This window comes from Streptomyces canus, from assembly GCF_001514145.1.
In the GTDB taxonomy this organism is placed as follows: Bacteria; Actinomycetota; Actinomycetes; order Streptomycetales; family Streptomycetaceae; genus Streptomyces; species Streptomyces canus.
The window spans coordinates 107,211-123,654 of record NZ_KQ948668.1 but is presented as its reverse complement, the minus strand read 5'-3'; the positions used below and the strand labels follow the sequence as shown (position 1 = coordinate 123,654).

The 16,444-nt window shown below is 69.1% G+C and carries 15 protein-coding genes; 5 read left to right on the top strand and 10 right to left on the bottom strand.

Annotated features, from left to right (window positions below; all coding sequences use genetic code 11):
* The first annotated feature begins 125 nt into the window (after positions 1-125).
* The 4 genes from AQJ46_RS34675 to AQJ46_RS34660 are packed head-to-tail and all read left to right on the top strand — an operon-like array spanning position 126 to position 3,485.
* Positions 126-1,097, top strand: coding sequence for an ABC transporter substrate-binding protein (locus AQJ46_RS34675; RefSeq protein WP_059209323.1), 972 nt, complete (start codon positions 126-128; stop codon positions 1,095-1,097).
* Positions 1,094-1,867, top strand: coding sequence for an ABC transporter permease (locus AQJ46_RS34670; protein WP_059209322.1), 774 nt, complete (start codon positions 1,094-1,096; stop codon positions 1,865-1,867). The genes AQJ46_RS34675 and AQJ46_RS34670 overlap by 4 nt, the downstream gene beginning before the upstream one ends.
* Entirely contained in the window at positions 1,864-2,643 is a 780-nt protein-coding gene (locus AQJ46_RS34665) for an ABC transporter permease (RefSeq protein WP_059209321.1), read from the top strand. Before AQJ46_RS34670 ends, AQJ46_RS34665 begins: the two co-directional genes overlap by 4 nt.
* A gap of 26 nt (positions 2,644-2,669) precedes the next feature.
* Positions 2,670-3,485: an ABC transporter ATP-binding protein gene (locus AQJ46_RS34660; protein WP_208617029.1), complete on the top strand. Its 816-nt coding sequence runs from the start codon at positions 2,670-2,672 to the stop codon at positions 3,483-3,485.
* Here the strand turns inward: AQJ46_RS34660 and AQJ46_RS34655 are convergent.
* The 10 genes from AQJ46_RS34655 to AQJ46_RS34610 all read right to left on the bottom strand — a co-directional run bounded on the left by AQJ46_RS34655 (position 3,454) and on the right by AQJ46_RS34610 (position 15,568).
* Positions 3,454-5,595, bottom strand: coding sequence for a discoidin domain-containing protein (locus tag AQJ46_RS34655; RefSeq protein ID WP_225887468.1), 2,142 nt, complete (start codon positions 5,593-5,595; stop codon positions 3,454-3,456). The genes AQJ46_RS34660 and AQJ46_RS34655 overlap by 32 nt on opposite strands.
* Before the next feature lie 54 nt (positions 5,596-5,649).
* Positions 5,650-7,236, bottom strand: a complete 1,587-nt coding sequence (locus tag AQJ46_RS34650) for a glycoside hydrolase family 13 protein (protein WP_059209319.1) — start codon at positions 7,234-7,236, stop codon at positions 5,650-5,652.
* 33 nt (positions 7,237-7,269) lie between these two features.
* Complete coding sequence (locus AQJ46_RS34645) at positions 7,270-8,130, bottom strand: carbohydrate ABC transporter permease (RefSeq protein ID WP_059209318.1); 861 nt, start codon at positions 8,128-8,130, stop codon at positions 7,270-7,272.
* Positions 8,127-9,083 carry a carbohydrate ABC transporter permease gene (locus AQJ46_RS34640; RefSeq protein ID WP_059209317.1) on the bottom strand — a complete coding sequence of 319 codons (957 nt, stop codon included), beginning with the start codon at positions 9,081-9,083 and terminating at the stop codon, positions 8,127-8,129. Before AQJ46_RS34640 ends, AQJ46_RS34645 begins: the two co-directional genes overlap by 4 nt.
* 5 nt (positions 9,084-9,088) lie before the next feature.
* Positions 9,089-10,435: an ABC transporter substrate-binding protein gene (locus AQJ46_RS34635; protein WP_059209316.1), complete on the bottom strand. Its 1,347-nt coding sequence runs from the start codon at positions 10,433-10,435 to the stop codon at positions 9,089-9,091.
* A gap of 121 nt (positions 10,436-10,556) precedes the next feature.
* The gene (locus AQJ46_RS34630; RefSeq protein WP_208617028.1) at positions 10,557-11,552 is read right to left on the bottom strand and encodes a LacI family DNA-binding transcriptional regulator; all 996 of its coding nucleotides are present in this window, start codon (positions 11,550-11,552) and stop codon (positions 10,557-10,559) included.
* Positions 11,553-11,618: 66 nt separating this feature from the next.
* Positions 11,619-12,434: an ABC transporter permease gene (locus AQJ46_RS34625; protein ID WP_059209314.1), complete on the bottom strand. Its 816-nt coding sequence runs from the start codon at positions 12,432-12,434 to the stop codon at positions 11,619-11,621.
* Between the two features lie 9 nt (positions 12,435-12,443).
* On the bottom strand, positions 12,444-13,307 hold the full coding sequence (locus AQJ46_RS34620) for an ABC transporter permease (RefSeq protein ID WP_059209313.1): 864 nt from the start codon (positions 13,305-13,307) through the stop codon (positions 12,444-12,446).
* 3 nt (positions 13,308-13,310) lie between these two features.
* Complete coding sequence (locus tag AQJ46_RS34615; RefSeq protein WP_208617027.1) at positions 13,311-14,516, bottom strand: ABC transporter substrate-binding protein; 1,206 nt, start codon at positions 14,514-14,516, stop codon at positions 13,311-13,313.
* Positions 14,517-14,533: 17 nt separating this feature from the next.
* Positions 14,534-15,568 carry an ABC transporter ATP-binding protein gene (locus AQJ46_RS34610; protein WP_059209312.1) on the bottom strand — a complete coding sequence of 345 codons (1,035 nt, stop codon included), beginning with the start codon at positions 15,566-15,568 and terminating at the stop codon, positions 14,534-14,536.
* A gap of 121 nt (positions 15,569-15,689) precedes the next feature.
* Between AQJ46_RS34610 and AQJ46_RS34605 the strand changes: the two genes are divergently transcribed.
* A complete protein-coding gene (locus AQJ46_RS34605; protein WP_059209476.1) occupies positions 15,690-16,430 on the top strand; it encodes a FadR/GntR family transcriptional regulator in 741 nt (246 codons plus the stop codon).
* Positions 16,431-16,444 lie beyond the last annotated feature (14 nt).

Sequence of the window (16,444 nt, the reverse complement as noted above, 5' to 3'; positions counted from 1 at the left end):
TGTCAACAATATTGTCAGCCAAAGGCATTGACCCCACCCCCGCGAGCCCCATACCTTTCGCGCTGAGCACCACTGTGCGGTCTGCGCACAGCCTGTCGGAACAACAAGTCTGCACAGGAGGAGCCATGCGTCGTCAGCTCGTCGCCCTCGCGGCTGGAGCATTACTGGTCACCGCGTCGGCCTGTGGTTCGTCCGGTGACTCGGGGGACTCGGACTCGGGATCGTCGTCCGGTGGCACCACCACCGTCAAGCTCGGCCTCATTCCGATCGTCGATGTCGCGCCGGTCTATCTGGGCCAGAAGAAAGGCTTCTACGGCAAGCGCGGGCTGAAGCTCGAGATATCGACCGCGTCCGGCGGCGCGGCGATCGTGCCCGGAGTCGCCAGCGGGCAGTTCCAGTTCGGTTTCTCCAACGTCACCTCCCTGCTGATCGCCCAGTCGTCGGGGGTGCCGGTCAAGGCGGTCTCCAACGGCATCGCCTCAACGGGCGTGGCGGGCAAGGACTTTGCGGCGATCGCGGTGAAGAAGGGCAGCTCGATCAAGTCCGCGAAGGACCTGGAGGGCAAGAAGGTCGCCATCAACACGCTGAAGAACATCAACGAGTCCGCGGTGCGCGAGTCGGTCCGCAAGGACGGCGGCGACCCGGACAAGGTGAAGTTCGTGGAGCTGGCCTTCGACCAGATGCCGGCCGCTCTCGACAGCGGCCAGGTCGACGCGGCCTGCGCGGTCGAGCCCGCGCTCGCCACCATCAAGAGCCAGGGCGGCCAGGTGATCGCCTCCCCCATGGTGGACGTGGCGCAGGGCACCACGGTCGCCATGTACTTCACCTCGACGCGGTACCAGCAGCAGAACGCCGACGTGGTGAAGAAGTTCCAGGAGGCCACCGCCGAGTCCCTCGCCTACGCGGACGCCCACCCGGACGAGGCACGCCAGATCATCACGACGTACACCAAGATCCCGGCATCCGTGCTGGCGCAGGTGACTCTCCCGAAGTGGCCGGCCGAGCCGAACAAGGAGTCCATCGAGGCGCTGGCGAAGCTGGGCGAGGAGGACGGGTTCTTCAAGAAGACCCCCGACGTGGACGCGCTGCTTCCGTGAGGTTCCAGAACGCGGCGCTGGGCGCCGCCGGTCTCGCGGCCTTCCTCGCCCTGGGCGAGGCGGTGCCGCGACTCGGTCTGGTCAAGGAGGAGTACTTCCCGCCGACCAGCCGGATCGCGAGCGCCTTCGCCGACGAACTCTCCGACGGCGCCTTCTGGACGGCGCTCGGCGACACCCTCACCGGCTGGGCCCTGGGCCTGGCCATCGCCGTCTCGGCGGGGATCGTCATCGGCGTGATCGTCTCCGTAGTGCCGTATCTGCGCGAGGCGACGGCCTCGACGATCGAGTTCCTGCGCCCGATCCCCTCGGTCGCCCTCATCCCGCTGGCGGTGCTGTTGTACGGCAGCGAACTGCGCTCGGTGCTGTTGCTCGTCGTGTACGCCTCGTTCTGGCAGGTGCTCATCCAGACGCTGTACGGCGTCCAGGACGTCGACCCCGTGGCGGACGAGACGGCGCGGTCGTACGGTCTCGGCACCTGGGCACGGATCCGGCATGTGCTGTGGCCGACCGCGCTGCCGTATGTGCTGACCGGTGTCCGGCTGGCCGCGGCCGTCGCGCTGATCCTCGCCATCACCGGTGAACTCGTCATCGGAGCACCGGGGTTGGGCGCCAGGATCGCGGTCGCACAGAACTCGCAGGCGGTCCCGGAGATGTACGCGCTGATCGTGGTGACGGGTCTTCTGGGGCTGCTCATCAACGTCGGCGCGCGTACCGTGGAGCGACGGGCGCTGGCCTGGCACCAGTCGGTGCGCGGGGAGGTGGTGGTATGAAGCGCTTCGCACTCCGGCTGGTCTTCGTACTCGCGCTGCCCGCGCTGCTGGTCGCCGTCTGGTGGCTCGCGTCGGACGGCAGCACCAACGTCTTCTGGCCGCCGCTGCGCACGATCCTCCAGACCTTCCCGGACGTGTGGACCGCCGAGCGCCTGCGCACCGACGTGCTGCCCAGCATCTGGCGACTGGCGGCCGGTTACGCGCTGGCGGCCGTCGCCGGGGTGGCGGTCGGCACGGTCATCGGCTCCTACCGGCGGGTGCGGGCGGTGTGCGAACCGGTCCTGGAGTTCCTGCGGGCGGTCCCGCCGCCGGTCCTGATCCCGGTCATCATGCTGTTCGCGGGCATCGGCGACACCATGAAGGTCACGGTGATCGCGAGCGGCTGCGTCTGGCCGATCCTGCTCAACACGGTCGAGGGCGTGCGCGCGGTCGACCCGGTGATGCTGGAGACGGCCCGCTCCTACGGCATCACCGGCCCCTCGCGCCTGCGCGACCTGGTGCTGCGCTCGGCGAGTCCGCAGATCTTCGCGGGGCTGCGCCAGGCCCTCTCGATCGGCATCATCCTGATGGTCATCAGCGAGATGTTCGCGGCCAGCAACGGCATCGGCTTCACCATCGTCCAGTTCCAGCGCAGTTTCGCGGTCCCCGACATGTGGACCGGGATCCTCGTCCTCGGTCTGCTCGGCTATCTGCTCTCCGTCGTCTTCCAGCTGGTCGAGCGGCGGGCCCTCGCCTGGTACCACGGCCTGCGTGACTCCACCCGGCGGTCCCCGTGAACCACCCGAACCCGAAAGGGCGGTCCATGCTCGACGTACGCGGCCTGAAGAAGGTCTACGAGGGTTCCGGCCGCCGTGTGGAGGCGGTCCGCGACCTCACCTTCACCGTCGAAGCGGGCGAACTCGTGTGTCTTGTCGGCCCGTCGGGCTGCGGCAAGACGACGCTGCTGAAGTGCATGGGCGGCCTGCTCACCCCGACCGCCGGCGAAGTCCACCTGGCGGGACGGAAGGTGAGCGGTCCCCCGCCCGGGATGGCCTTCGTCTTCCAGGAGTACGGCCGCAGCCTCTTCCCCTGGATGCGCGTCGCCGACAATGTCGAACTGCCGCTGAAACAGAAGGACTTGAGCAAGGCGAGGCGACGTGAGCTGGTCACCGACGCGCTGGAGTCGGTGGATCTCGCGGAGGCCGCCGGGGCGTATCCGTGGCAGCTCTCCGGCGGTATGCAGCAGCGCGTCGCGATCGCCCGCGCACTCGCGTACGAGCCCGAGGTCCTGCTGATGGACGAGCCGTTCGCGGCCGTGGACGCGCAGACCCGCGCCGACCTGGAGGATCTCGTACGACGGCTGTGGCGGGAGCGCGGCATCACGATCCTGTTCGTCACCCACGACATCGACGAGGCGGTCTACCTGGGCGAGCGGGTGATCGTGCTGTCCGCCTCGCCCACGGTCGTGCGGGAGCAGCTCAAGGTCGATCTCCCGGACGAGCGGGACCAGTTGCACACGCGTGTGACCCCGCGCTTCGCCGAACTGCGCACCCATGTGTACGAGCAGATCCAGGCGGCGAAACGCGGAGTCGTTCAGGACGCCGTCGTCACGAAGTCTGATACGCCTCCACTTCGCTGAACTGCCCTGCGGGCCAGCCGGTGTTGGCGCTGACGGAGAGGCGGAGGTAGCGCAGGCCTGGACCGCTGGGCAGGGAGACGGTGGCGGTGTTGCCGGTCGCCGGGTCGAAGCGGTAGCCCTGCGCGCCGACGACGGTGGTGTAGGTGGTGTTGTCGGTGCTGCCCAGCACGGTGAGGGTCTGGGTGCGCGCGCCCCACGCGGAGGACGGCGGCAGCTTCAGCACCAGGCGGCGGACCGCCTCCACCGAGCCGAGGTCCACGGTCCACGACTGCGGGAAGGCGTTGTTGGTGGACTCCCAGTAGCTGTTCGCGTCGCCGTCGACCGCCTTGCCGGGCGTGTAGACGTCCTGGGAGCCGGTGGAGGTGGCCGGGCGGCCCTTGGCGAGGTTGCGGTTCGGATCGGGGTCGGGGTTGCCCTGTCCGGGCTGCGGCCAGGTCGAGCAGTCCGACCAGGTGGTGCTCCAGCCGGAGTTGCCGCCGCCGTCGGTGAGGGCGAAGGTGCCCGAGTTCGCCGGGTAGGGGCAGTTGTAGACGCCGGCCGCGCCGACGCCCGTCGCCGTGACATTGCGGAAGGTGGCGGCGCCCTGGGCCTCCGCCTGCACGACGACCGTGCCGGTGTTGCGGACGGTCGCGCCGTCCACGGTGACGTTCCGGACCGGGTACCCCTGTCCGCCGCCGGACACGAACTCGAAGGCGCTGTACGGGCTGTCGGTGATGGTCGTGTTGGTGATGGTGACGGTGGCGTTGACGGCGCTGTCGTAGGAGTCGACCCTCAGCGCACCCATCGGGTGGTTCCAGTTGGGATTCATCGCGCCGGTGCGGACCAGGGTGTTGCCGTCGACCGTGATGGTGCCGGCCAGCGGGGAGAACGGGTCGAGGAACTTCTGGTTGGAGATCGCGATGCCGCTGCCGAGCGCGTTGGTGTCCGAGACCAGGTTGTTCTTCACCGCGATGTCGGTGCCGCCGTAGATCGCGATGCCGTTGGCGAGGTTCGGCTGGCTGATGGTGTTGTTCTCGAAGCTGCTGTTCGTGTCCGGCGCGTACAGCGACCACATCGCGAGCGCGTCGTCGCCCTGGTTGCGCAGGAAGTTGTTGCGGACGCGGACGCCGCGCGCGTTGCCGTTGAGGTTGAGGCCGTCGGCGGTCATGTCGAGGAAGCGGTTGTTCTCGACGACGAGGTTGTCGTTGTCGCCCGTCAGCCAGAGGCCGACCTTGAGGTGCTGGAGCCACATCCCGGACACCGAACTACCGCGTCCCAGAGATCCGTTGACGAAGTTGTCCGGGTTGGAGTCGACGCGCTCGGTGACCTCGCCGATGACCGCGAAGTCCTTGATGTGGACGCCCCCCGAGAAGCCGGACTGGTCGATGAAGCGGGAGGAGTGCACGACCGAGTGCCAGCTTCCGGCGCCCTGGAGGGTGACGTTCTGGATGCCGCTGAGGGCGGAGGTCAGCCGGTAGTCGCCGGGCGGGATCCAGACCACTCCCCCTTGGGCGGCGGAGATGGCGTCCCGGAAGGCCTGGGTGGAGTCGCCGTTGCCGGTGGGGTCGGCGCCCTTGGAGGTGACGGACACGGACCCGGCGGGCTGGCCGGCGGCCGCGGCGACCTGCTCGAAGTCGGCTACGTCGACGGTGACTTGAGCCCCCGCCGCCTCGAAGGCGATCTTGTCGCCCGCCTGGACGTTCTGGCCGAGCAGGAGGCGGGCGTTGTCGAAGAAGTGGTGCGTCTTGGCCCCGGGGATCCAACTGGTGTCGATGTAGGAGTACTTGGAGGTCATCGGGAGGGTCTTCGCGAGTCTGGTGCCGTTGACGTAGAGGTTCAGCGTGCCGGACTGGCCGTCGGGGACGCTGTGGGCGACGTTCACGGCGTTGGCCGCGCGCGGCACGGTGAACTCGACGCGCCGGCCCGGGGCGAGCTGTACCGCCTGCCGCCCGGACGCCTCCGAGGCGAGCGTGCCCTGCGTGTGGTCGGGGCCGATCCTCGTGCCGGTCGTGGTGGCGGACTCGGCCTCGACCGAGGTGAAGGGGAGGGTGGCGCCCACCGCCGCGTGGGCGGTGGGCGCCGTGGCGGTGAGGAGGCCGGCGGAGAGGGCCACCACTGCGATGATTGGCATGCCCCTGACAGATCTGCGCATGTGCTGATCCCTTCGTGTGGGGGTGCTGCGGTCTCAGCTCCGGAGCCAGACCGCGGTGTCCTCGGGCAGTCGGCCCACCCCGTCCATGGGGCCGCTGGCAAGCAGCAGTGCGGTGTGCTCGGGCAGGTCCACGGGCGTGTCGGCGAGATTCACCACGCACAGGGCCCCGTCCGCACGGGCGAAGGCGAGAACGCCCTCGGGCGCGGGCAGCCAGGTGAGCGGGCCGTCGCCGAAGACCGGCCGGAGCCGGATGGCCTCGCGGTAGAGGCCGAGCATCGACCCGGGGTCCACGGCCTGCCGGTCGACGGCGTACGACGCCCAGTCGGCGGGCTGCGGCAGCCAGGGCTCGCCGCCGAACCCCGCATGGGGCGCCCCGGCCGCCCACGGCAGCGGCACCCGGCAGCCGTCGCGCCCTGGGTCCTTGCCGCCGGAACGTACGTGCATGGGGTCCTCGATGCGGTCGCGCGGGATGTCCGCCTCGGGCAGGCCGAGTTCCTCGCCCTGGTAGACGTAGACGGCCCCGGGAAGGGCGAGCGAGAGCAGAGCCGCCGCGCGGGCACGCCGGGTGCCGAGGGCGAGGTCGGTCGGGGTGCCGAAGGCCTTGGCCGCGAAGTCGAAGCCGGTGTCCGTACGGCCGTAGCGGGTGACCGTGCGGGTGATGTCGTGGTTGCACAGCACCCAGGTGGCGGGGGCACCCACCGGGGCGTGCTCGGCGAGGGTCGTGTCGATCGAGGTGCGCAGCCGCCCGGGGTCCCAAGGGCAGGACAGGAAGGAGAAGTTGAAGGCGGTGTGCAGCTCGTCGGGGCGCAGGTAGCGGGCGAAGCGTTCGGTGTCCGGGAGCCAGACCTCGCCGACGAAGACTCCGTCGTACTCGTCGGCGATCACCCGCCAGGAGCGGTAGATGTCGTGGAGTTCGTCGCGGTCGACGAAGGGGTGCGGGTGGGGTCCGCCTGCGAGGTCGGGCAGCGCGGGGTCCTTGGCGAGCAGGGCGGCCGAGTCGATGCGCACGCCCGCCACTCCCCGTTCGAACCAGAAGCGCAGGATGTCCTCGTGCTCCTGGCGGACGGCCGGGTGGGCCCAGTTGAGGTCGGGCTGTTCCGGGGTGAACAGGTGCAGATACCAGTCGCCGTCGGGCAGCCGCGTCCACACGGGCTCGGCGGAGCCGACGAACTGCGACGGCCAGTCGTTGGGCGGGAGTTCGCCGTGCTTGCCGCGTCCGCGCCGGAAGTGGAACAGCTCGCGTTCGGGGCTGCCCGGGCCCGCGTTCAACGCCGCCTGGAACCAGGGGTGTTGGTCGGAGACATGGTTGGGCACGATGTCGACGACCGTGCGGATGCCCAGCTCCCGTGCCTCCGCGATCAGTTTCTCCGCCTCGGCGAGGGTGCCGAAGGCGGGGTCGATGGCCCGGTAGTCGGCGACGTCGTAGCCGCCGTCCTTCATCGGGGAGAGGTACCAGGGGTTGAACCACAGGGCGTCCACACCGAGTTCGGCGAGATACGGCAGCCTGGCCCGGACTCCGGCGAGGTCGCCGGTGCCGTCCCCGTCGCCGTCGGCGAAGCTGCGGACGTAGACCTGGTAGATGACGGCGGAGCGCCACCACTCGGTGGGCTGCTGTCCCACTGGGAGTTCCCTTCTGTAGGCGGACGGATGGTGTCAGCCCTTCGTGCTGCCCGCGCCGATCCCGGCGACGATGTGCCGCTGGAAGACGAGGAACAGGGCGACCATCGGGATGCTGGCGATCACCATCGCGGCGATGAGCACGGTCAGTTGGATGTTCTGCGACAGCTGGACGAGTGCCACGCTGATGGGCTGCTTGTCGGTGTCGGAGAAGACCATCAGCGGCCACAGGAAGTCCTGCCAGACGGCGACCAGGGCGAAGATCGAGACCACCCCGAGGACCGGCCTCGACATGGGCAGCACGATCGACCACAGGATGCGCGGCTTTCCGGCCCCGTCGATCTCGGCGGCCTCCAGCACATCGCGCGGGAGCTGGTCGAAGAACCGCTTGAGCAGGTACAGGTTGAAGGCGTTGGCGACGGCCGGCAGCCAGATGGCGAGGGGGTCGTTGAGCAGGCCCAGGTCGGCCACGGTCAGGTATTTCGGTACGACCAGGGCCTGGGCCGGGACCATCAGCGTGGCGAGGATCCCGCCGAGGACCATCTTGCCGAAGACGGGCCTGAGCCGGGACAGGGCGTAGGCGGCGGCCGTGCACAGGACGAGCTGGAACGCCCAGGCACCTGCCGCCTGGACCACCGTGTTCCACAGGTGTTGCGGGAGCTGCATGAGGTCCCAGGCGTCGGTGTAGCCGTCGAGGTGCCATTGTTCGGGGACGAGGGTGGGCGGCGTGCGCGTCACCTCGTCCGGTGACTTCATCGCCCCGGTGACCATCCAGTAGACGGGGAAGAGGAAGGCGAGCGCGAAGAGCACGACGACCGCGGTGAAGACGGTCCAGTAGACGGCCCTGCCGCGCGGGCGGGCGAGCGTCGCCGGGGAGATCAGGGTGCGGGTGCTCATGCGAGATCCCCCTCTGCGGACCGGGTCAGCCGCAGATACACGGCGGAGAAGGCGCCCAGCAGCACCAGGAGCATGACGCTCAGCGCACACGCGCCGCCGAAGTCGTTGTAGAGGAACGCGTACTTGTAGATCAGGTAGAGAACGGTGACCGTGGCGTTCTCCGGACCGCCACCGGTGATCACGAACGGCTCCGTGAACACCTGCATGGTCGCGATGATCTGAAGGAGCATCAGCATCAGGACGACGAACCGGGTCTGGGGGAGCGTCACATGACGGATGCGCTGGAGGAGGTTCGCCCCGTCCAGTTCGGCGGCTTCGTACAGCTCGCCGGGGATGGACTGCAGGGCGGCCAGGTAGATCAGGACGGTGCCGCCCAGGTTGGCCCAGGTCGCCACGATCACCAGGGAGACGAGCGCGGTGTCGGCGCCGTTGGACCAGTTCGAGGTGGGCAGGTGCAGGAAACTCAGCGCCTCGTTGGCGAGGCCGGCTCCGGGGTCGTAGAACCACTTCCAGAGCAGGGCACTGACCACCGGCGGGATCATGACGGGCAGGTAGACCACCACCCGGAAGAACGCCTTCGCGTGCCTCAGCTCATTGAGCACCAGGGCCATGACGAAGGGGATCGCGAAGCCGATGAGCAGGGCCAGCAGGGTGAAGGTGAGGGTGTTGCGCCAGGCTGCGGTGAACTCCGGGTCGTGCCACACGCGGGTGAAGTTGGCGGTGCCGACCCACTCGGGCTCGGAACCCGGCGTGTACTTCTGGAAGGCGATCACGACGGCGCGGATCGCCGGGTACCAGGAGAAAAGGGCGAAGCAGAGCAGTCCGCCGAGGAGGAAGCCGTAGGCGCGGGCCTGGTCGGCGAGGCGGCGCCGCCTCCGGTCCCCTGCGGGAGGCGGCGCCTGGATCGGGGGTACGGCGACGGCCTCGTGGGGCGGGCTTTCCACCGTCTTCACGGGGGTCAGCTCCGGGCCAGGATGCCGTCGATCTTGCCGGAGGCGTCCTTCAGGAGCTGGTCGATGTCGGCGTCCTTCTTGGTGAGGACGGCGGAGACGGCTCCGTCGAGGACGGAGTAGAGCTGCTGGGCGTGCGGCGGTTCGATCTTCATCTTCAGCGACTGGTTGCCGTCGAGGAATGCCTGGTAGTTCTCCACCGGCACATTGGCGTTGGCCTTCTTGACCTGCTGGTCCTTGGTGTCGGCGGCGCCGGTGAACAGGCGCGGTTCGGGCAGGCCGACCGGGGCGTCGGCCTTCTTGGCGCGGGAGTAGTCGCCGAGGAATCCCGCGCCGGGCCTGAGGAACATGTGGTCGAGCCACTTCAGGCCCGCCCTGATCTGGTCGGGGCTCGCCTTCTTGTTGACCATGTAGCCGTCGCCGCCGATGAGCGTGCCCTCGCCGCCGGGCATCGGGGCGAGCGCGAGGTCCTTGTAGTCGCCGCCCTTCTCCTTGACCAGGATCGGGATGTTGTCCGGGGCGGAGAGGTACATGCCGAGCTTGCCCGAACCCATCATCTGCTGGACGTCGTTGATGACGAGGAGCTGCTTGCTGCCCATGGAGTCGTCGGTCCAGCGCATGTCGTGCAGGTTCTGCAGGACGGCCCGGCCCTCGGGGGTGTCGATGGTCGCCTTCTTGCCGTCCGGGCTCACGACGTCGCCGCCCTGGGAGTAGAGCTCGGCGGTGAAGTGCCAACCGCCTTGGTTCTGGGCGCTGTAGTCGGCGTAGCCGACGGTGCCGTCGCCCAGCGCGGCGATCTTCTTGGCGTCGGCGCGCAACTCCTCCCAAGTGGCGGGAGGTTGCTCGGGGTCGAGGCCGGCCTTCGCGAAGAGCTTCTTGTTGTAGATCAGGCCCATCGAGTAGCCGGTGCGCGGGATGCCGTAGATCTTCCCGTCGACGGTGTAGATGTCGCGCAGCTGCTGCTGGAGGGAGTCGTAGTTCTTCAACTCCTTGACGTACGGGGTGAGATCGGCCGCCTGGTTGATGTCCACGACGTGCTTGGCGTCGGTGAAGTACGTGTAGAAGACGTCCTCCATCTGCCCGCCGGCGAGCTTGGCGTCGAAGGTCTTGGGGTCCTGGCAGGGGAACGCGTCGTGCGCGACGACGTCGATGTCCGGGTTCTGCTTCTCGAAGGACGCGATGTCCTGCTCGAAGAACCGACGGTCGACCTTGGCGCTCTTGGGCGGCATGCAGTTGACCGTGATGCGGGTCTTGCCGCTCGCCGTGTCGTCGCCCGATCCACAGGCGGAGGCGGCGAGGGCAAGGGAACAGACACTGAGCGCGGCGACGGTACGGCGGTACCCGGTGCTTCTCATCGGTGGACCCCTCGTGGCAGGAGCGGTGGGCGCCGCACACTCAAGCACCGCCGACATCTGTCCGCAAGATGTCACGCAGAATCTGTAATTATTCGACAGAGCGATGAGAGAGTCGTGGATCTCAGCCGCGAGGCGCTTGCGCGGTGGACCCCCGGACCACCAGCTCGGGTTCGAAGAGCAGTTCCTCGGGCGGTACGGCACTGCCGCCGACCTGCGCGTTCAGCAGCTCCACGGCGGCCCGGCCCATGGCCTCGATGGGCTGGCGGACGGTGGTCAGCGGAGGTTCGGTGCAGTTCATCAGGGCGGAGTCGTCGTAGCCGACCACCGACACCTGGCCCGGCACGTCGAGTCCCTTGCGGCGGGCCGCCCGGATGGCACCGAGGGCGAGGGGGTCGCTGGCGCAGATGAAGCCGGTGACGCCGCGGTCGATGAGCCGGGCGGCCGCCGCGTGCCCGCCCTCGATGGAGAACATGGCCCGCGCCACCCGCTCCTGAGGCAGCTCGCCGAGTCCCTGCGCCGCGGCCAGCTTGCGGGCCGACGGCATGTGGTCCGCGGGCCCCAGGACCAGCCCGATCCGCTCGTGCCCCAGGGAGGAGAGGTGTCGCCAGGCCTGCTCGACGGCCACCGCGTCGTCGCAGGACACGCCCGGGAAGCCGAGGTCGCCTATGGACGCGTTGACCAGCACCACCGGGATGTTCCGGTCGGCGAGCCGCCGGTAGTGGTCGTGCGGCGCGTCCGCCTGGGCGTAGAGCCCGCCGGCGAAGACGACACCGGAGACCTGCTGCTGCAGCAGGAGATCCACGTAATCGGCCTCGGACACCCCGCCCTTGGTCTGGGTGCACAGCACCGGCGTCAGCCCGAGCTGGGCCAGCGCCCCGCCGATGACCTCGGCGAACGCCGGGAAGATCGGGTTCTGGAGTTCCGGCAGCACCAGCCCCACCAGCCGCGCGCGCTCCCCGCGCAACTGTGTGGGCCGCTCGTACCCGAGCACGTCCAGCGCGGACAGCACCGCCTGCCGGGTGGCCTGGGAGACTCCCGGCTTGCCGTTGAGCACCCGGCTGACCGTGGCCTCGCTGACCCCGACTTTCTTCGCCACCTCGGCAAGTCGTCGCGTCATGAACGCAAGAATAGCGCAATTTATGCAAGTCGTTTGCGTAAACGGTGCAGTGGACGCTCCACGACGTCAGACCCGGCTTCCCGTCGCCGTGTCCGCCGACAGCCGCTGAGCCCCGTAGATCGGAAGCACGGACAGCAGGACCAGCACGGCCGCCACCACGTTCACCACCGGCGCCTGTTGCGGGCGGGTCATGTTGTTGAAGATCCAGATGGGGAGGGTCTCGACGCCCGGCCCCGCGGTGAAGGTGGTGACGACGATCTCGTCGAAGGAGAGGGCGAAGGCGAGCAGGCCGCCCGCGAGGAGGGCCGAGCGGACCAGGGGGAAGGTGACGTCGACGAAGGCGCGGAAGGTATTCGCGCCCAGGTCCATCGCGGCCTCCTCGTAGGAGCCGGAGGTGCGGCGGAGCCGGGCGACGACGTTGTTGAAGACCACGACGATGCAGAAGGTGGCGTGGCCGACGACCACGGTGAACAGGCCGAGGCCGACGCCCAGCGGCTCGAGCACCGTGCTGAACGCCGAGTTGAGGGCGATGCCCGTGACGATGCCCGGGAGCGCGATCGGCAGGACGACCACGAAGGAGAGGGCCTCCCGGCCGAAGAAGCGGTACCGGGCCACGGCGAAGGCGATGAGCGTTCCGAGGACCAGTGCGATGGCCGTGGCGCCGAGGCCCGCCTTGACCGAGACCCACAGCGCCTCACGGGCGCCCGAGTTCTCCCAGGCCACCGACCACCAGTGCAGGGTCAGGCCCGGCGGGGGCCAGCTCGCGCTCCGGTCGGGGTTCAGGGAGTTGACGAGGACGAGCAGGAGCGGGACGTAGATCACCGCGAAGCCGAACCCGGCGGCGACGCGCAGTGCGATACGGGCGGAGCGGGACAGTTGCACGGGGCTCCTCTACAGGCTGCTCAGGGCGCCGGTGCGGCGCATCGCCAGCAGGTACAGCACGATGACGACCACCGGGACCGTGCCGAGCGCCGCGGCCATCGGCAGGTTGAGTTCGATGTTGGAGTAGACGAGATTGCCGATCAGCTGGGTCTTGCCGCCGACGATCTGCACGGTGATGTAGTCGCCGAGGCTCAGTGAGAACGTGAAGATCGACCCGGCCGCCACCGACGGCAGCACCATCGGGAGCACCACCGACCGGAAGGTCCGGCCGGCCCGCGCCCCCAGGTCGGCCGAGGCGTCGAGCAGGTTGCCGGGCAGCTGCTCCAGCGCCGTGTGGATCGGCAGGATCATGTACGGCAGCCAGAGGTACGTCAGCGTCAGCACGGCCGCCGTGAGGCCGAACCCGGGGCCGCTCGACCCGAACGGCTTCAGCATCCAGTCGGCGAGCCCGCCCTCGGAGAGGATCAGCCGCCAGGCGTACACCTTGACCAGGTAACTCGCCCACAGCGGGGTGAGGATGGCGACGACCAGCAGTGGGCGCCACCTGGGCCGTGCGACCCGTGCCGTGTAGAAGGCGACCGGAAAGGCGATCACCGCGCACAGGACGGTGACGGCCAGCGCCACCCCCACGCTCCGCAGGATCACCTGCCGGAACACCGGCGTGGTGAACAGCTCGCGGAAGTTGGCGGTCGACCAGACCTTCACGACCTCGGAGGTGAAGGAGTTCGTCGTCCAGAACGCGGAGACGAACAGCACGGTCAGTGAACCGAGATAGAGCACCGCCAGCCACAGCAGCGGGGCGGCGAGGAGCAGGGAGAGCCGGAGCCGGGGGCGGCGGTGCAGCGCCCCCGCGGTCCGCGTCAGCAGGACCATGCCTCAGCCCTTGATCTCGGTCCAGGCCTGGACCCACTTGGCGTACGGCACGCACGTGACGTCCGTGCGGCCGTCAAGGCACTGCTCGATGGGTGTGTTCCAGAAGGCGATGTTCTTCCAGTAGCCCTCGTCGGAGGCGTGGTACGTCGTGCAGAAGTTCTTGTCGCTGGTGTGGTCGCAGGCCTTGGAGTTGGCGGGTGCCTCGCCGAAGTACTCGGCGACCTGGGCGTTGACCTTCGGCGAGACGATCCAGTCGAGCCACTTGTAGGCGCAGTTGGGGTGCTTGGCCTTGGCGGAGACCATCCAGGTGTCGGACCAGCCGGTCGAACCCTCCTTGGGGACGAAGGCCCTGACCTTGGCGCCCTCGTCGGCGGTGAGGTTGGCGATCACCTGCCAGGTGGTGCCGACCACGGAGTCGCCGCTCTTGAACGCGGAGATCTCCTTGAGGTAGTCGCTCCAGTACTCGCCGATGTTCGCGTTCTGCCGCTTGAGCAGGGCGACGGCGGCGTCGAACTGCTTCTGGTCGAGGGCGTAGGGGTCCTTGATGCCGAGATCGGGCTCGGTGGCCTTCAGATACAGCGCCGCGTCGGCGATGTAGATCGGTGAGTCGTACGCGGTGACGTGGCCCTTGTACGTGGACGCGTCGTCGAACACGGCGGACCAGGAGGTCGGCGCGGGCGTGACCTTCGCGGTGTTGTACATCAGCAGGTTGGCGCCCCGGCCGTGCGGGACGCCGTACATCTTCCCGTCGACGGAGTTCCAGGCGCCGTCCTTCAACCCGCTGAAGATGTCCCGGTAGTTGGGGACGAGGGCGGTGTTGACGGGGGCCGCGTCGCCGGAGGCTATGAGGCGCAGGGAGGCGTCGCCGGAGGCGGAGACGGCGTCGTACTGACCGGTCTTCATCAGCTTGACCATTTCGTCGGAGCTGGCGGCGGTCTTGGAGTTGACCTGGCAGCCGGTCTGCTTCTCGAAGTCGCTGACCCAGTCGACCTTCGGGTCGTTGGAGCCGTCCTCGACGTAGCCGGCCCAGGCGATCAGATTGACCTGTCCCTCGGTCGCGCCGAGCTTCGTGGGCGCCTTGAGGTCGGGCGGGTTGAGTCCGTCGGAGGAGCCGCCGGAGCCGGAGTCGGAGGAGCCACAGGCGGTGGCGACGCACAGGAGGGTGACGGCCACAGCCGCCTTGAGGGTGAGGCGCACGACGTACTCCATCCGCGAGAAGGGGTCAGTCAGTGGGGGGGCACCGCGACGGCATGCCGCCTGTGCCATTGCAGTCGCACCCGGGCACCCCGGTAGGCGGCCACATCCTCGGACGACGTCTCCAGGTTCTGCTGAAGGGCGGTGAGGCGGCCGCCCCCGTCGAGGTCGACGAGGAAGCGGGTGGCGTCGCCCAGGTAGACCACCTCGGCGACGGTGCCGGTCGCAGAGGCGTGTTCCGGCTCGTCGCTCTGCGCGGACTCCTTCAGGATGCGGATCTTCTCGGGCCGGACACTGTAGGTGCCGGCCATGCCGACGATCCGCCGGGCGGTGTCCCCCTCGAGGAGATTGGACGTGCCGACGAAGGAGGCCACGAAGGGCGTCGCGGGGCGTTCGTAGATCTCGGCCGGGGTGCCGACCTGTTCGATACGGCCCTGGTGGAAGACGGCGATACGGTCGCTCATCGTCAGGGCCTCCTGCTGGTCGTGGGTGACGAGCACGAAGGTGATGCCGACCTCGCGCTGCAGCGCCTTGAGCTCGACCTGCATCTCCTCCCGCAGCTTCAGATCGAGCGCCCCGAGCGGCTCGTCGAGCAGCAGCACCCTGGGACGGCCGACGAGGGCCCGGGCCAGAGCGACCCGCTGGCGCTGCCCGCCGGACAGCTGGGCCGGACGCCGCCTGCCGAAGCCCTCCAGACGCACCTCGCCGAGCGCTTTGCGCGCCCGCACCGCCCGCTCCGCCCTGGGCACCCCCCGGACCTTGAGTGCGTAGGCGACGTTCTGCTCGACGCTCATGTGCGGAAAGAGGGCGTAGTCCTGGAACACGGTGTGGACGTCCCGCTCGAAGGGGGCGAGGCCGGTGACCTCCTGTCCGGCGAGCTCGATGCGGCCCTCGGTGGGGGTCTCGAAGCCGGCGATCAGGCGCAGGACCGTGGTCTTGCCCGAGCCGGAGGGGCCGAGCATCGAGAAGAACTCCCCGTCCCGGATCTCCAGGTCGATCCCGGCCACGGCGGTCGTCTCACCGAACGACTTCCGCAGATGGTGCAGCCGGATCGCGCTTCCCTCCATGGGCGGGAACCTTTCTGGCTCGCTCGGGCGTTGACCGATAGACCGAAAACATATGAAGTCATAGTTCCAATCTCAAGGCCCCCTTAGGGTAAAGCTTGAGTCAACGTGCAAGGTGGTGGCCGTGAACCAGCAGCGCATCGACGGCGGCGCCCGCAGAGCCGTGTTCGCCCCGGTCGACAGCGGGGCGCGGGTGGACGCGGTCGTGCGCCGGATCGGCGACGCCATCGAGCTCGGGCTGCTCGGCGACGGTGAGCAGCTGCCGGGCGAGAGCGAGCTGGCCGGTCAGCTCGGCGTGTCCACGGTGACCCTGCGGGAGGCGCTCATGGCGCTGCGCCAGCAGGGGCTCGTCACCACCCGCCGGGGCCGCGGCGGCGGCTCCTTCGTCTCGCTGCCCGAAGCCCCGGGCGAGGAACGGCTCAAGGTCCGTCTGCGTGGCTGGAGCACCGAGGAACTGCGCGACCTCGGCGACCACTGGGCCGCCCTCTCCGGTACGGCGGCGAGGCTGGCGGCTGAGCGCACGGAGCCCGAGGACCTCGTACAACTACGGCGGACAGCCGAGGAGTTGGCGCAGGCGGAGGACGCGGCGGCGCGCAGTCGCCTCTACGGACGCTTCCATGTGGAGCTGTCCGCGGCCGCGCAGTCGGCGCGGCTGACCCGGGAGCAGGTCGCCCTGCAGACGGAGGTCGGGGCACTGCTGTGTCTTGTGCTCGGGGACGGCGAATATCGTGAAGAGGTGTCCGAGCGACTCCGATTCGTCATCTCCGCCGTGCAGGATGGGGCCCACGAATCGGCCAGGGAACTGGCCGAGCGATGCGTGCGGGAGTCCACGGCACGGCTGATCGCCCTGCGTCTGTCGCTGTAGCCGCCTCGCTCGAC

Bases quoted from the DNA above. Each gene is read 5' to 3' on its own strand.
- AQJ46_RS34675 (WP_059209323.1), top strand. From the start codon at position 126: ATGCGTCGTCAGCTCGTCGCCCTCGCGGCTGGAGCATTACTGGTCACC.
- AQJ46_RS34665 (WP_059209321.1), top strand. From the start codon at position 1,864: ATGAAGCGCTTCGCACTCCGGCTGGTCTTCGTACTCGCGCTGCCCGCG.
- AQJ46_RS34660 (WP_208617029.1), top strand. From the start codon at position 2,670: ATGCTCGACGTACGCGGCCTGAAGAAGGTCTACGAGGGTTCCGGCCGC.
- AQJ46_RS34655 (WP_225887468.1), bottom strand. From the start codon at position 5,595: ATGCCAATCATCGCAGTGGTGGCCCTCTCCGCCGGCCTCCTCACCGCC.
- AQJ46_RS34645 (WP_059209318.1), bottom strand. From the start codon at position 8,130: ATGAGCACCCGCACCCTGATCTCCCCGGCGACGCTCGCCCGCCCGCGC.
- AQJ46_RS34635 (WP_059209316.1), bottom strand. From the start codon at position 10,435: ATGAGAAGCACCGGGTACCGCCGTACCGTCGCCGCGCTCAGTGTCTGT.
- AQJ46_RS34630 (WP_208617028.1), bottom strand. From the start codon at position 11,552: ATGACGCGACGACTTGCCGAGGTGGCGAAGAAAGTCGGGGTCAGCGAG.
- AQJ46_RS34620 (WP_059209313.1), bottom strand. From the start codon at position 13,307: ATGGTCCTGCTGACGCGGACCGCGGGGGCGCTGCACCGCCGCCCCCGG.
- AQJ46_RS34615 (WP_208617027.1), bottom strand. From the start codon at position 14,516: ATGGAGTACGTCGTGCGCCTCACCCTCAAGGCGGCTGTGGCCGTCACC.
- AQJ46_RS34610 (WP_059209312.1), bottom strand. From the start codon at position 15,568: ATGGAGGGAAGCGCGATCCGGCTGCACCATCTGCGGAAGTCGTTCGGT.